This window comes from Streptomyces sp. NBC_00667 (genome assembly GCF_036226825.1).
In the GTDB taxonomy this organism is placed as follows: domain Bacteria; phylum Actinomycetota; class Actinomycetes; order Streptomycetales; family Streptomycetaceae; genus Streptomyces.
The window spans coordinates 4,553,314-4,568,041 of the sequence record NZ_CP109022.1; the positions used below are offsets into that span (position 1 = coordinate 4,553,314).

General features: G+C 74.9%; 12 protein-coding genes. 9 read left to right on the top strand and 3 right to left on the bottom strand.

What is annotated here, in order from left to right:
* Positions 1 to 30 precede the first annotated feature (30 nt).
* Together OHA81_RS21285 and OHA81_RS21290 are read right to left on the bottom strand one after the other, a co-directional pair.
* Positions 31 to 1,083 (bottom strand): HAMP domain-containing sensor histidine kinase, encoded by a 1,053-nt coding sequence (locus tag OHA81_RS21285; RefSeq protein ID WP_329202445.1) that lies wholly within the window; start codon positions 1,081 to 1,083, stop codon positions 31 to 33.
* 104 nt (positions 1,084 to 1,187) lie between these two features.
* Positions 1,188 to 1,928: a response regulator transcription factor gene (locus OHA81_RS21290; RefSeq protein WP_329198217.1), complete on the bottom strand. Its 741-nt coding sequence runs from the start codon at positions 1,926 to 1,928 to the stop codon at positions 1,188 to 1,190.
* Between the two features lie 719 nt (positions 1,929 to 2,647).
* On the opposite strand from OHA81_RS21290, the gene OHA81_RS21295 reads away from it, so the two are divergent.
* From OHA81_RS21295 to OHA81_RS21315, 5 genes are all read left to right on the top strand, one after another.
* Complete coding sequence (locus OHA81_RS21295; protein WP_329198219.1) at positions 2,648 to 4,063, top strand: hypothetical protein; 1,416 nt, start codon at positions 2,648 to 2,650, stop codon at positions 4,061 to 4,063.
* 70 nt (positions 4,064 to 4,133) lie between these two features.
* Positions 4,134 to 4,994: a sulfurtransferase gene (locus OHA81_RS21300; RefSeq protein WP_329198221.1), complete on the top strand. Its 861-nt coding sequence runs from the start codon at positions 4,134 to 4,136 to the stop codon at positions 4,992 to 4,994.
* A 66-nt stretch (positions 4,995 to 5,060) separates the two neighbouring features.
* Complete coding sequence (locus tag OHA81_RS21305; protein WP_329198223.1) at positions 5,061 to 5,885, top strand: DUF4097 family beta strand repeat-containing protein; 825 nt, start codon at positions 5,061 to 5,063, stop codon at positions 5,883 to 5,885.
* A gap of 104 nt (positions 5,886 to 5,989) precedes the next feature.
* Positions 5,990 to 8,386: an endopeptidase La gene (lon, locus tag OHA81_RS21310; protein ID WP_329198225.1), complete on the top strand. Its 2,397-nt coding sequence runs from the start codon at positions 5,990 to 5,992 to the stop codon at positions 8,384 to 8,386.
* Between the two features lie 273 nt (positions 8,387 to 8,659).
* A complete protein-coding gene (locus OHA81_RS21315) occupies positions 8,660 to 9,100 on the top strand; it encodes a MarR family winged helix-turn-helix transcriptional regulator (RefSeq protein WP_329198227.1) in 441 nt (146 codons plus the stop codon).
* Positions 9,101 to 9,127: 27 nt separating this feature from the next.
* Here OHA81_RS21315 and OHA81_RS21320 read toward each other — a convergent pair whose 3' ends face one another.
* Positions 9,128 to 9,901 (bottom strand): hypothetical protein, encoded by a 774-nt coding sequence (locus tag OHA81_RS21320; RefSeq protein WP_329198228.1) that lies wholly within the window; start codon positions 9,899 to 9,901, stop codon positions 9,128 to 9,130.
* A gap of 453 nt (positions 9,902 to 10,354) precedes the next feature.
* On the opposite strand from OHA81_RS21320, the gene OHA81_RS21325 reads away from it, so the two are divergent.
* From OHA81_RS21325 to OHA81_RS21340, 4 genes are read left to right on the top strand one after another with little or no spacing between them, the layout of a single operon-like run.
* On the top strand, positions 10,355 to 13,231 hold the full coding sequence (locus OHA81_RS21325; RefSeq protein ID WP_329198229.1) for a sensor histidine kinase: 2,877 nt from the start codon (positions 10,355 to 10,357) through the stop codon (positions 13,229 to 13,231).
* Positions 13,228 to 13,701, top strand: a complete 474-nt coding sequence (locus OHA81_RS21330; RefSeq protein ID WP_329198230.1) for a roadblock/LC7 domain-containing protein — start codon at positions 13,228 to 13,230, stop codon at positions 13,699 to 13,701. Before OHA81_RS21325 ends, OHA81_RS21330 begins: the two co-directional genes overlap by 4 nt.
* A complete protein-coding gene (locus OHA81_RS21335; RefSeq protein WP_329198232.1) occupies positions 13,698 to 14,081 on the top strand; it encodes a DUF742 domain-containing protein in 384 nt (127 codons plus the stop codon). The genes OHA81_RS21330 and OHA81_RS21335 overlap by 4 nt, the downstream gene beginning before the upstream one ends.
* Positions 14,062 to 14,682: a GTP-binding protein gene (locus OHA81_RS21340; protein ID WP_329198234.1), complete on the top strand. Its 621-nt coding sequence runs from the start codon at positions 14,062 to 14,064 to the stop codon at positions 14,680 to 14,682. Before OHA81_RS21335 ends, OHA81_RS21340 begins: the two co-directional genes overlap by 20 nt.
* Positions 14,683 to 14,728: the final 46 nt, after the last annotated feature.

Sequence of the window (14,728 nt, forward strand, 5' to 3'; positions counted from 1 at the left end):
GATCATGTCTTCTCCCACTCGAACCCTACGTCAACGCGACGCCGGCGAGCTGCCCGGAAGCGTGACGAGGATGCGGCAGCCCCGTGACGATTCGGCCACGCGGATGTCGCCACCGTGCAGGCCGACGGCCCAGCGGGCGATCGCGAGGCCCAGCCCCGTACCGCCGTCGCCGCCGCCCGCGCTGCCCCGGTTGAAGCGCTCGAAGACCCTGTGGCGTTCCTCTTCCGGGATTCCAGGGCCTTCGTCCCGGACCTCGACCACCAGGCTGTCGGGCGCGTCGCCGGCCCGGGCGCGGACCGTGACCCGGCCGTGCGGCGGGCTGTGCTTGACCGCGTTGTCGATCAGGTTCGCCACCACCTGGTGCAGCCGCTCCGCGTCCGCGTACGCGGTCAGTCCCGACGGGTGCACGTCCAGGTGGAGGTGGACGTCGTTGCGGGTGTGGCCGCCCGAACCCGTGGCCAGCCCCGGGCGGCCCGCCGCCGCGAGACCCGACTCCTTGAGCACCCCGGACAGGTACGGCCACACCTCGAAGCGGCGTGCCCGCAGCGGCACCACCCCGTTGTCCACCCGGGACAGGTCCAGCAGGGTCTCCACGAGCCGGCCCAGCCGCTCCGTCTGCTTGAGCGCCGTCCGCATGGTCTCCGGGTCGGCCTGGGAGACCCCGTCCACCACGTTCTCCAGCACCGCGCGCAGCGCCGCGATCGGCGTGCGCAGCTCGTGCGAGACGTTGGCGACCAGTTCCTTGCGGTGGCGGTCCACCGCCTCCAGGTCGTCCGCCATCAGGTTGATCGTCGAGGCGAGGTCGCCCAGCTCGTCGCGGCGCCCGGCCCCGCGCACCCGGCGGGTGTAGTCCCCGCGGGAGATCGCCCCGGCCACCGTCGTCATGTCGTCCAGCGGCGCCGTCAGGCTGTGCGCCACGAACTGTGTGATCAGCATCGAGGCGATCACCGAGAACACGGTGATGAACCGCAGCTCCGTGTCGGTGCGCAGGGCCACCATCAGCAGCCCGGTCGTGATGAACACGGACACCACGACGAGCGAGCCCAGCTTCGTCTTGATCGAGAACGGCGAGAACGGGCGCAGCCCTCCGGCGCGGTCACCGGCGCGGTCACCGAGCCGTTCTCCGGGGCGGTCACCCGCTCCGCCGGTGCGGCCGGTGCCGCGCCCCCGACCGGGGCGGGCGCCGCTCACGACTGGGCCGGGGTCTCCAGGGCGTACCCGACGCCGTGGACCGTACGGATCCGCTCGGCGCCGATCTTCCGGCGCAGCGCCTTGATGTGGCTGTCGACCGTGCGCGTGCCCGACGCGTCGGCCCAGTCCCACACCTCGGCCAGCAACTGCTCGCGGGAGAGGACCGCGCGCGGCGTCCCCGCCAGGCACACCAGCAGGTCGAACTCGGTCGGCGTCAGGTGCACGTCCTCGGCCTGCACCCGCACCCGCCGCTGTGCGTGGTCGATCTCCAGGTCACCCAGGCGCAGCGTCGCCCCGCGGGGGGCGCTCGCCGCCTGGGTGGCCCGCTCCACCCGCCGCAGCAGCACGTGGACGCGCGCGGCCAGCTCCCGCATCGAGAACGGCTTCGTCATGTAGTCGTCCGCGCCGACCCCGAGCCCGACCAGCATGTCGGTCTCGTCGTCCCGGGCGGTGAGCATCAGGACCGGGACCGGCCGCTGCGCCTGGACCCTGCGGCAGACCTCCAGCCCGTCGAAGCCGGGCAGCATGACGTCCAGCACCAGCAGCTCGGGCAGCCAGCTCTCGGCTGCCGCGACCGCGGCCGGGCCGTCGTACGCCGTCTGCACCTGGAATCCCTCGGCGCGCAGCCGGGCCGAGATGGCGTCGGCGATGGTGCGGTCGTCCTCGACCACGAGCACGCGCCGCTGGGCACCGGGGGTGGCCGCGGCGCCGCTGTGGGTGGTGTGTGTCTGTTCCATGTCCCGCCCCTGAAGATCCCGCGTGATGGGGTGCAGCGTAGAGGAGGCACCGGCCCGCGGCCATGTGGGGTTCCCACGGACCGCCGCGGGCGTCCGGAACCCGCCCGGACCCGCCCGGACCGGCTCAGCCCTCGAAGGGGGGGCAGGGCGTCCAGCACCTTCGTCAGGGCGGGCGGGACGGAGCCGTCGTCGGTGACGACCCTGAGCGTGCCGCGCACGAAGGTGTACGTGAACCCGTCGAAGACCGTCCCGCCGCTCTTGGCCGGCCGGGGCAGGTGCGCGAAGTCGGCCTCCTGGACGGCCGTGCGCAGCCGGGTGAGCTGGGCCGCCGAGAGGCGGCCGGTGCCCTCGGGTTCGGCGCGCGCGCCCTGCCGGGTCCAGGCTCCGTCCGAGGCGACGGCCAGGGTGTGCGTCCGGCCGGCGAAGCCGCCGCTGCGGGTGACTGTGACCAGTGTCTCGGTGGCGGCGGGCGGCGGGGAGGACGCACCGGGGTCGGGCGCGGGCTGCGAGGGCCCGCCGGGGCCGGGGGAGGGCGGGTCCTGCCGGGAGGGCAGGCTGCCGCCGGCCGACGCCTCCGCGCTCAGGGTGACCAGCGAGTGGTCGGGTCTGGCCAGACCGCATCCGCCCAGGAGCACCGCGCCCAGTAGTGCCGCCGCCATCGCCCGGAACACTCGCACAACCCACCTCCGCTGGAACGGGGGCCGACCCGAACCCCGAGTATGGAGTCCGCACCACCCGCACGGAAGCACCCGGAGGCCGACATCAGCCGCACAGCCCTGTGGCGCGGGCTGCCGCCGCTCCTCGCCGTCGTCCTCGGCCTCTGGGGCCTGGAACGCGGCCCCGGCGGCGGCAGCATGTGGCGCGACGAATCCGTGACCGTCCAAGTGGCGCACCGTCCGCTGCCCGACCTCGCCGGGCTCCTCGGGCGGGTCGACGCCGTCCACGGGCTGTACTACCTGCTGATGCACGGGGTGTACGGCCTGTGGGACGCGGGCCTGTGGGCGCTGCGCCTGCCCTCCGTCGCCGCCACCGCCCTGGCCGCCGCCGGAGTGGCCGCGGTGGCGCACCGGCTCGCCGGGCCGCGGGCCGCGGTGATCGCCGGAGCCGCCTACGCCCTGCTGCCGCCGGTGCAGATGTACGCCCAGGAGGGGCGCTCGTACGCCCTCGTCGCCTGCGCCGCGGTGTGGGCCACGTACCTGATGCTGGCCGAGCGGTGGGTGGCGTACGCGGTGGTGCTGCTGCTCGGCTGCTGGCTGCACGAGTTCGCGGTGCTCGCCCTCCTCGCGCACGGCTGCGCCGCCCGGCGCTCGCGCGGCTGGCGGTGGAGCGCCGCGGCCGTCCTGGCCGCGCTGCTGCCGCTGGCCCTCGTCAGCGCCCGGCAGGCGCAGCAGCAGCTCGGCTGGCTCGGGCGGCCGGGCTGGCAGGACTGGGCGGCCTACGGGGTGCTCGCGCTCGCCGTGGTGCTCCTGGCGCGGGGCGTGCGCGACGAGCGGGAGGCGCTGCGGGTCGCGGTACCGCTCGCGCTGCTGCCGCCGGGGCTGCTGATGGCGGTCTCGCTGGTGCACCCCTGGTACGTCGACCGGTACGTGCTCTACGCGCTGGCCGGGCTCGCGCTGCTGATCGGGCTGCGGCTCGCGCGGGCCGGCCGGGTGCGGGCGCGGGCGGTGTGGCCCTGGGTGCTGGCGGGGGCGCTGCTGGCGCCCTGGGGATGGTGGTCGGGGTGGCTGAGGACCCCCGAGAGCCGCAAGGACGACGTCCTGGCGGTGGCCGCGGCCGTCCGGGAGCGGGCCCGGCCGGGGGACGCGGTGCTGTTCATGCCGTCGCGGCGGCGCGAGTGGCTGCTGTCCTCACCCGGGACGTACGCGCCGCTGCGGGACGTGGCCCTGGCCCGGACCCCGGCGGACTCGCGCAGCCTGTGGGGGACCGAGCTGCCCGCCGGGGAGATCCGGGCCAGGCTGGCCGGGACGCCGAGGGTGGTGGCCCTGCTCGACCCGCAGGGGCAGCCGCTGGACCCGTACCCGGCGGAGGCCGCGAAGCGGGAGGCGCTGGCGGCCGGGTTCCGGCTGTGCTCGCTCGCGCAGGTGCGCGGGGCGCAGGTCGCGGTGTACGGCCGGACGGGAGCCGACTGCCGCTGAAAGGGCCGTCGGGCCACGGTGCTTGGATGGGCGGGTCGATCCCGACGCAGACCCGGCCGGAGGAACCCGAATGAGCGCGCCAGAACCCCCCTTCGGACCCCTGATCGGGGCCGAGCAGCTCGCCGTCCTGCTCCTGGAACCGGACCTGGTGCTGTTCGACGCCTCCGTCGGCGCGCTGCGCGGCGCGGACCGGCGCATCCCGGGGGCCCGCCCCTTCGACCTCGACGGGGCGCTGTCCGACCACGGCTCGTCCCTCCCGCACACCATGCCCGCCGCCGCGCGGTTCGAGGAGGCGGTGCGCGCGCTCGGACTCGGCGACGGCGACACGGTGGTCGTGTACGACGGCGCCGGGATCCACTCCAGCGCCCGGGCCTGGTGGATGCTGCGCGCGATGGGCTTCGACCGGGCCGCCGTCCTGGACGGCGGGCTGCCCGCCTGGCAGGCCGCCGGGCTGCCGCTGGAGGACACCGGCCCGGCGTACGAGGGCCCGCGCGGCTCCTTCACCGCCCGGCCGCGCCCCGGGCTGCTGGTGGACGCCGCCGCCGTGGCCGCGGCCCTGGCGGATCCGGGCGCCGCGGTACTGGACGCCCGCACCCGGGGCCGGTTCGCGGGCACCGCCCCGGAGCCCCGGCCGGGCCTGCGCGGCGGCCACATGCCGGGGGCGGTCAGCCTCCCCTTCACCGAACTCCAGGCCCCCGGCGGCCTGATGAGGCCCGCTGCGCAACTCCGGGAGGCGTTCCGTGCGGCGGCGGGGGACCGGGAGCGCCTCTACCTCAGCTGCGGCTCGGGGGTGACGGCCTGCGTCCTCGCGCTGGGCGCGGAGCTGGCCGGCTACCGGGAGACGGCCGTGTACGACGGCTCCTGGAGCGAATGGGGCCTCCCGGAGCTGCCCGGCGGGCCCCGGGAGCGCCCGGTGGCGACGGGGGGATAACCCCCCGGCCCGTCCGGGTAGCGGCCCCCTCGTGGCGAGGGGGCGGGCCCCGTCAGACTTCCGCTCATGACGTATCGCTCCCGCACCTTCCCCGCCCGGCCCGCCCTCGCGTTACCCGCCCTGGCCGTGTCGGCGGCACTGCTCCTGACCGGCTGTTCCCTCGGCCGTCTCACCGAGGGCGGGCAGAAGACGGCGACCGACGACGCCACCGTGGGCGAGGCCGTCCAGGCCGTCGAGGTGACCGACGGACGGCACGGCTCCGTCGAGGTCGTCCCGGGCAGCGGCACGGGCGTCACCGTCCACCGCACGGTCCATTACCGCGGGGACACCCCGCCCCGGCCGGACCAGCGGGTCACCGCGGGCGTGCTCACCTTCACCGCGGGCTGCTCCGACACCTGCTACGTCGACTACCGGCTGGAGGTGCCCGCCTCGGCGACGGTGAAGCTGCGGACCGACAGCGGCCGCCTCACGGTCACCGGCGTCGCGGCCGCCGAGCTCACCACCTCCTCGGGCACCGTCACAGCCGATCGCGTCGCGGGCCCGCTGACGGTCCGCACCTCCTCCGGCGACGTCGGGGCCGGGCGCGTCGCGGGCCCGCTGAGGATCCGTACCTCCTCGGGCGACATCCGGGCCGCGGAACTGTCCGGCGCGCAGGCCGAGGTCCGCTCCGGTTCGGGCGACGCCCGCCTGGCCTTCACCACGCCCCCGGCCTCGGTCGCCACCGACACCGGCTCGGGCGACCTGACGCTCCGGGTGCCCCGGGGCTCCTACCGGATCGCGGCCACCACCTCCTCCGGCACCCGTGACATCACCCTCCCCGCCGACCCGGCCGCCCCGTCGAGCCTCTCGGTGAAGACCACCTCGGGCGATCTGCACCTGTCGGCAGACTGACCCGGGCGCACGTGTTCGCCCCCGGCGAACTGAGGTTGGGGAACATTGCCGGGCTCCGGGACATTGAGTCGGCATAGCTCAACTTCACTGCCGGAGGGAAGATCATGGCTTCGACGCCCGTAACGCTCACCCTGCCCGTGTTGCCGCTCGATGACGAGGTCGTCCTGCCCGGGATGGTGGTACCGCTGGACCTGTCCGACGCCGAGGTGCGGGGCGCCGTGGAGGCCGCGCAGGCCGCCGCGGGCAGCGGGAAGCCGCGGGTGCTGCTCGTACCGCGCATCGACGGCAAGTACGCCGCGACGGGTGTGCTCGGGACCGTCGAGCAGGTGGGACGGCTCTCCGACGGTGACCCCGGGGCGCTGATCCGCGGCCGCGGCCGCGTCCGCATCGGCGCGGGCACCACCGGCCCGGGGGCCGCGCTGTGGGTGGAGGGGGAGACCGTCGACGAACAGGTGCCCGACCCGCTGCCCGGAGCCGTCGCCGAGCTCGTCAAGGAGTACAAGGCCCTCGCCACCAGCTGGCTCAAGAAGCGCGGCGCCTGGCAGGTCGTGGACCGGGTCCAGCAGATCGAAGGGGTCTCGGCGCTCGCCGACAACTCCGGGTACTCGCCGTTCCTGACGGTGGCCCAGAAGGTCGAGCTGCTGGAGACGGCCGACCCCGTGGCCCGGCTGAGGCTCGCCATCAAGGCGCTCAGCGACCACCTCGCCGAACAGGACGTCGCCGAGTCCATCGCCAAGGACGTCCAGGACGGCGTCGACAAGCAGCAGCGCGAGTTCCTGCTCCGCCGCCAGCTGGAGGCCGTCCGCAAGGAACTGCGCGAACTGGGCGGGGAGAAGGAGGGCGAGGAGTCCGACGACTACCGGGCCCGCGTCGAGGCCGCCGACCTGCCCGAAAAGGTACGGGAGGCCGCGCTCAAGGAGGTCGAGAAGCTGGAGCGGGCCAGCGACCAGTCCCCCGAGGGCTCCTGGATCCGGACGTGGCTGGACACCGTCCTGGAACTGCCCTGGAACGAGCGCACCGAGGACGAGTACGACATCCGCGGCGCCCGCGCGGTGCTCGACGCCGAACACGCCGGGCTCAGCGACGTGAAGGACCGCATCACCGAGTACCTCGCCGTCCGCAAGCGGCGCTCCGAGCGCGGCATGGGCGTCATCGGCGGACGCCGCGGCGGCGCCGTACTGGCCCTGGTGGGGCCGCCCGGCGTGGGAAAGACCTCCCTCGGCGAATCGGTCGCGCACGCCATGGGCCGCAAGTTCGTCCGGGTCGCCCTCGGCGGCGTACGGGACGAGGCCGAGATCCGCGGCCACCGGAGGACGTACGTCGGCGCGCTGCCCGGCCGCATCGTGCGGGCCATCAAGGAGGCCGGGTCGATGAACCCGGTCGTGCTCCTGGACGAGATCGACAAGGTCGGGTCCGACTTCCGGGGGGACCCCGCGGCCGCCCTGCTGGAGGTGCTGGACCCCGCGCAGAACCACACGTTCCGCGACCACTACCTGGAGGTGGAGCTGGACCTGAGCGACGTGGTGTTCCTGGCCACCGCGAACGTGCTCGAATCCATCCCCGAGGCGCTCGCCGACCGCATGGAACTCGTCAGGCTCGACGGCTACACCGAGGACGAGAAGATCGTCATCGCCCGGGACCACCTGCTGCCGCGCCAGCTGGAGCGGGCCGGGCTCGCCGCCGACGAGGTGGTCCTGGAGGAGGACGCGCTGCGCAAGCTGGCCGGGGAGTACACCCGGGAGGCGGGCGTCCGCACGCTGGAGCGGTCGCTGGCACGTCTGCTGCGCAAGGTCGCCTCGCAGCACGAGCTGGGGGAGCGGGACCTGCCGTTCACCATCGGCGCGGACGACCTGCGGGCGCTCATCGGGCGGCCGCACCACGTCCCGGAGTCCGCGCAGGACCCGGCCGAGCGGCGCACCGCCGTACCGGGCGTGGCCACCGGCCTCGCCGTGACGGGAGCGGGCGGCGACGTGCTGTTCGTGGAGGCGTCCCTGGCCGATCCGGAGACCGGGGCGGCCGGGCTGACCCTGACCGGGCAGCTGGGTGACGTGATGAAGGAGTCGGCGCAGATCGCCCTCAGCTTCCTGCGCTCGCACGGCGCCGAGCTGGAGCTTCCGGTGGCCGACCTCAAGGACCGGGGCGTGCACATCCACTTCCCGGCGGGAGCGGTACCGAAGGACGGTCCCAGCGCGGGCATCACGATGACGACCGCGCTGGCGTCGCTGCTGTCGGGGCGGCAGGTGCGGACGGACGTGGCGATGACCGGGGAGGTCTCGCTGACCGGGCGCGTGCTGCCGATCGGCGGGGTCAAGCAGAAGCTGCTGGCCGCGCACCGGGCGGGGCTGACGACGGTGATCATCCCGAAGCGGAACGAAGCGGATCTGGATGACGTGCCGGCGGAGGTTCTGGAGGGGCTGGAGGTGCACCCCGTCACGGACGTGCGGCAGGTCCTGGAGCTGGCGCTGGCCGAGGCGGAGGTGGCGGTGGTCACCGCGGCCTGACCCGGCCCGTCACCCCGGCGGGGACCGGGGTGACGGCCCGGCCGTTGCGGCGGTCGCGCGGGGCGGCCCCGGCTGCGCCGGGTGCTGCGGGGCCCGCCCCGCGCCCCGCTCCTCCCCGCTGCCGGCAGGTGCCCCCACGGGCGGGATCCGCCACCGTCCCGATCGCCGGCGGGGCCCGATCCGCCGGTTGCCGGGGGCGTCGTGCCGTACGGGGGGTGCGCTGCGAAATACTGGGCCGACGCAGCGTGACCACACCATCGACGGGAGCCGGACGTGCACGGGAGAGAAGACCAGGAGTTCCTTGCCCTGGAGCGGGAGCTGTCCGTCTTCCTCCGGCGTGCCCGCGCCTCCTCCGGCGAGATGGCCCGTGCCCTCCACCCCGAGCTGGAGCCGGCCGCGTACGGACTCCTCGTCCGGCTGGAGGCCGCGGGCCGGCAGCGGGCCACCGAGCTCGCCGCCTACTTCGGCGTCGGCAAGGCCACCATGAGCCGCCAGCTGCGCGCCCTGGAGGTACTCGGCCTGGTGGCCCGCGAGCCGGACCCCGCCGACGGCCGGGCCTTCCTCGTCGGGCTCACCGACGAGGGCCGGGCCCGGTTCCTGCGGGTGCGGGGCGCCCGGCGCGAGCAGTACATGCGCAAGCTGGCCGACTGGGACCGCGGCGAGGTCGCCGAGCTGGCCCGGCTGCTCCACCAGCTCAACCAGGGCGCCGAATAGGCCCCGTACGCCGCATGGGCGCACGGGTCACAGCTCCGCGTAGACCGCCGACGCGTCGTCATGGCGCTTGTGGCGGGCCGGCGGGCGGGCCGGGTCGGACTCCGCCGCACGGACCCGGCCGATCAGGCCCTCGGCGCCCTCCTTGCGCAGCACCGCCATGCAGTCGGCCCAGTCGCCCTCCCGGAACGTGTCCGTCCACCGGCTGGCCCCGTCCGTGAGCGCGGCCACAGCCCGCACCTCCCCGCGCGGCGTACGTCCCGTCACCGCCCGGGCGGCCACCGCCGGATCCGCGGCCGCCGTGAAGAAGCCGCCCTCCGCGTTGCGCAGCGCGTCCGCCGTGGCCACCGAGCGCAGCGCGGCACGCGGTATCCGGTCCAGCCGGTCGTCCACCACCGCCGTGACCCCGCCGCCGGGCGCCTGCAACAGCAGTACGGAGTCCGACAGCACCAGATGCTCCACCTGCGTCTCGTCCCAGCGCGCCATCACCACCGTCGCCTGAGGGGTGCGCACGTGAGAAAGGTCACAGCCGCCGCCGTGCGCCGCGCCGGTTTCCCTGATGGCCTCCGCCAGGATCCGGTCCAGCGGCATGTCCCGCCGCGAGCCCGACAGTTCGGCCAGACAGCCGCCGAGCCGGGCCGTGAACCACGGCACCCCGTGCACACAGCCGTCGTCGCCGCGCGGCGGCGTGACTCCGTCGAGGAGCACCACAACTCCGCCGCCCAACGCGGGTATCGCAGCTGAGACCCAGTCCTCGTTGGGGCGTTCCGGGCTGCCGGCCACCGAGGCCAAGTCGATGCGCATACGGACATTCTGCCCCGGCGGCCCGGTAGTGGAAGGGGCCCCCGCCAGGCCAGGTCCGTACCAAATCGGGAGGGGTGGGACGGCCCGGCGCGGAGCCCGCGGGGCAGGAGGGCGGGGCATCTTGCCAAAGCGCGCCTCGTTCTTTCAACCACCCGTCCACGGACGGCACCTGGCACACGCGGCCCGAGTTGGTCGGCCACTCCTCTGTGATGTTCACTCCTTCGAGTGGCGGGGTGGGCGATGTGCGGCTCTGTTCCCATCGCACTGCGAAGGTCTGAGGCGGTACGAGGGGGCAGGGGGCGTTTACTTGTTGACCGGCCGTTACCTCGGCCACACGAGTAGACGAGCACGAGCACACGTACAGGATTGCGAGCACCGGTGCAGAAGAAGCGGTCTCGGAAGAACGGCACCGCCAGCGCAGACGGACCCGCCCCCGCAGGACGTCGCGTCCGCGTGCGCAGCAGGCTGGTGGTCGGCGTGGCCGTCGCGGGCCTCACCGTCCTCGCGGCAGGCGCTCCCGCCGTCGTCTCCGCAACCAGAGAACTGAACGACTCCCAGCGGCTGGTGACCCTCGCCGAGCAGGCGCAGGCGAGCCTCACCCTGGCGCACCTCCTCGGAGACGAGCGCGACGCCGTGGTCGAGTACGCCGCCAAGGGCCGCCCCGCGGGCGCCAAGGCCGCCGTGCAGGAGCGCGTCGCCGGCACCGACCGGCAGCTGTCCGAGGTCCGGCCCGACGCGGACGAGCAACTCGCCGGCGTACTCGGCCGGATCCCCGCCGTGCGCACCGAGGCCGTGGACGGCAAGGGCAGCGCCCTCGCCGCGCACCAGGCCTACAGCGCCGTCATCGCGGATCTCCTCGCACCGGGCGACCGGCTCGCCGAACTGACCCCGCCGCGCGCGGAGGCCGCCCTGGCCACCACCCGCCCGCTCGCCCCCCTCGGCCAGGCCGTCGAACAGGCCTCGGCGACCCGGGGGCTGCTGCTCGCCGCCCTGGCCGTTCCCGCCCCCCGCGGCGACCAGCCCACCGGCACCTTGGCCGCGGACGAACTCACCGCCGCCGCCCAGCGCTCCCGGGTCCGGGAACAGGCCGCACTCGACGACTTCGCGCGGGCGGCCCGGCCCGACGTACGGCAGACGCTGACCGTCACCGTCACCGGCCCCGAGGTCAAGGCGGCCGACGACTACCTCAAGCGCCTCACCGAGCGGCCGACGCTGTCCACCGCCGACCGCAGGGCCGACGCCGGTTCCGTCGGTTCGGCCCTCACCGCCCGCATCGACCGGATGCGTTCGGTGGAGTCCACGCTGGCCGGCCGGCGCTCCACCTCCCTCGCCACGCTGCGCGACGACGACGTCCAGCGGCTGGAGCTGCTGGTCGCCTTCCTCGGCGTGCTGTTCCTGTTCGTCGTGGGCGTCTCGACGGCCGTCGCCCGCTCGCTGACCCGGCCGCTGTCGGTACTGCGCCGCGGCGCGGCGCGGCTGGCGACGCCCGAGGGCTCGGTGGAGCCGGTCCGGTTCACCGGCCGCAACGACGAGTTCGCCGAGGTCGTACGCCACCTCAACGCGGTACGGGACCAGACCGTCGCCCTGCACACCAAGATCGCCGGGCTCGACGCCGACCGGCGCCGGCTCATCGGCCGCAACGAGGCGCTGTCCTCGGGCCGGGGCGCGCTGGAAACCGAGCTGGCGGACGTCCGCGCCCGGCTGGAAGCGGAACTGGTGGAGCTGCGGGCAGGGCTGGAGGAGCACCGGCGCGTCATGTCGACGACCTCCGTCTCGCTCTCGCTGCGGACCCTGGGCCTGGTCGAGCGGCAGCTGGCCGTGATCGAGGAACTGGAGTCCAAGGAACAGGACCCGGAACGGCTCTCGACCCTGTTCAAGCTGGACCACCTGGCGACCGTGATGCGCCGCCACAACGAGAACCTGCTGGTGCTGGCCGGACAGGAACACGGCCACGGGCAGGCGCTGCCGGTGCCGCTGGTCGACGTCATGCGGGCCGCGGTCAGCGAGATCGAACGCTACGAGCGGGTCGACCTGGCGGCGATGCCGTCGTACACGCAGGTCGCCGGGCACGCGGCCGACGACATCTCGCACGTGCTCGCGGAACTCCTGGAGAACGCGACGACGTTCTCGCCGCCGGACGCCAAGGTGAAGGTGTCCGGACGGCTGCTGGACTCCGGTGAAGTGGTGCTGTCCGTGGTGGACGAGGGCATCGGGGTCACCGCCGACCGGCTGGAGACGCTGAACGCCCGGCTGGCGACACCGGACGCCTACGACGAGGAGCCGGAGGCGGAACACGGGCTGGGCCTCGGCCTGTACGTGGCCGGCCGCCTCGCGGCACGCCACGGGGTGACCGCGGAGCTCCGGGCCGGCCGGTACGGCGGGACGGAGGCGCTGGTGGTGGTCCCGGCCGCGCTGCTGCCCCTCGCGCCGCCGACCTCGCCCGTGCACACGCTGGCCACGCCGGGGCTGCCGGAGTTCCGGCTGCCCGGGGTGGTCGCGGAGGCCAACGAGAACACGCTGCCCCCGCGGATCCCTCCGGTGGTTCAGGGAGTCGAGGACGGCGCCTCCGCCGCAGCGGGCGGGGGCCCGGCCGACGACGCCGACCCCGCCGCAGTGGGCGAAAGCCCGGCCGGGGACGCCGAGTCCGCCGCAGCGGACCGCCGCGCCCCGGGCGAGGGACCGGACGGGCAGGCGGCGGCCCCCGCCGAGGAGCCGTCCGCCCAGGACGGGGCCTTCGGGGATTCCGCAGGGCAGTTGCCCCCCGAGGCGCAGGTGTTCACGGTGGGCGCCCCCGCCGGCGGGGAGCCGGGCGGGGTGGACCCGGGGGAGGAGCTCCTCGCGAGGGTCGTGCCCGAGCCGGACCCGGCGGCCTTCGCGGTGCCCGACCCCGAGCCGGAGGGCGCCGAGCCGCTGCCGGGGACCGCACCCGGGGCCGTCGTACAGCAGGAGACACCGCCCCCGCCCGCGCGGCCCGACGCCGCCCCGGCGGAGCCCGACCCCCACGGCCGGGCGGCCGCCGAGGAGAGCTGGCTCCCGCGCCAGGGCAGCCACGGGCACCCCGAGGAGGCCGTCACCGACAAGGGCCTGCCGAAGCGGACCCCGCGCCCCGCGGCCAGGGCCGCGACGGCCGGGCGGCCCGTCGACGTACGGCCCGAACCGCGCCGGGTGGACGCCGAAGAGCTGCGCCGCCGGCTCGGCGGCTTCTACCAGGGCTCCCAGGACGGGCGGCGCGTCGCCGCAGCCGAACTGGCCCAGGACCAGGCCCCCGACCAGGGCCGGCAGCAAGGGCAGACCGACCGGGGGGACACCGCACAGGAGGCACGCACATGACCGCGCCCAGTACGTACGGACTGAGCACCCAGGCCCGCAACCTGCAATGGCTGCTGACCGACCTGGTCGAGGAGGTACCCGGAGTCAACTCCGTCGCCGTCGTCTCCTCGGACGGGCTCCTGCTGCTCTCCTCCGAGCCCGCGCCCCCCACGGCCGTCGACCGGCCCAAGGGCCCGCGGGGAGCCTCCGCCGACCTCGCCACCATCGTCTCCGGGCTCGGCAGCCTCACCAGCGGCGCCGCCGACCTCATGGAGTTCGGCTCCGTGAAGCAGACCATGGTGGCCATGGAGCACGGCTCCGTCTTCGTCATGGTCATCAGCGACGGCTCGCTGCTGGGCGTGCACGCCACCCCCGACTGCGACATGAGCGTCGTCGCCTACCACATGGCCCTGTTCGTGGGGCGGGCCGGGCACGTCCTGACCCCCGAAGTCCGCAGTGAGCTGCGCCAGTCGATGGAGAACACCCCGTGAGGAGTCCGGCCACCGACCGGCTGCCCATACGCGGCGCCGACCGCCGCCCCGCCCGGGTCCGCCCGTACTCCCTCACGGGCGGCCGGACCCGCTTCGCGCAGATCCTGCTGGTGGAGACCTTCGTCGCCACCCTCGACACCGGTCCGGCCGAGACGGCGGACCGGATGCCGGAGATGCCGGCCATAGTCGAGGTGTGCCGCCGCATGCGCACGATCGCCGAGATCGCCGCGCTGCTGAAACTGCCGCTCGGTGTGGTCCGCGTCCTGGTCAGCGACCTCGCCGACCAGGGGCGCGTCCGCGTCTACGGCACGGGCCACGGCACCGGCCGTCCCGACCGCGCGCTGCTGGAAAGGGTGCTCGATGGCCTCCGCCGTCTCTGACCGGGCCCCGGCCGTGGACGAGCCCGTCCAGCCGTGGCAGTACGACCGTTCGCGCGCGCCCGTCGCGGTCAAGGTCCTGGTCGCGGGGGGCTTCGGTGTCGGCAAGACCACCTTCGTGTCCTCCGTCTCCGAGATCACCCCGCTGCGCACCGAGGCGGTGATGACCCGGGCGAGCCTGCCCACCGACGACCTGTCCGCGACCCCGGACAAGAACACCACCACCGTCGCCATGGACTTCGGCCGCGTCACGCTCGCCGACGACCTCGTCCTGTACGTGTACGGGACGCCGGGCCAGGAGCGCTTCTGGTTCATGTGGGACGACCTGGTGCGGGGGGCGATCGGCGGGCTGGTGCTGGCCGACACGCGCCGGCTGCGCGACTGCTTCCCGGCCCTGGACTACTTCGAGAGCTGCGGACTGCCGTACGCCGTCGCCGTCAACCACTTCGAGGGCTCGCGGGAGTACGAGGAGCGTGACGTGCGGGAGGCGCTCGGCATCGCACCGACCGTACCCGTCGTGATCATGGACGCCCGACGCCGGGCCACGGTGGTCGAGTCCCTGCTGGCCCTGGTGTCGCACGCCCTGGACGCCACGCCCGAATAGCGCGCGGCGCGGCCCGGCGTGCACACCGCAGCCCCGAGGAACCGCA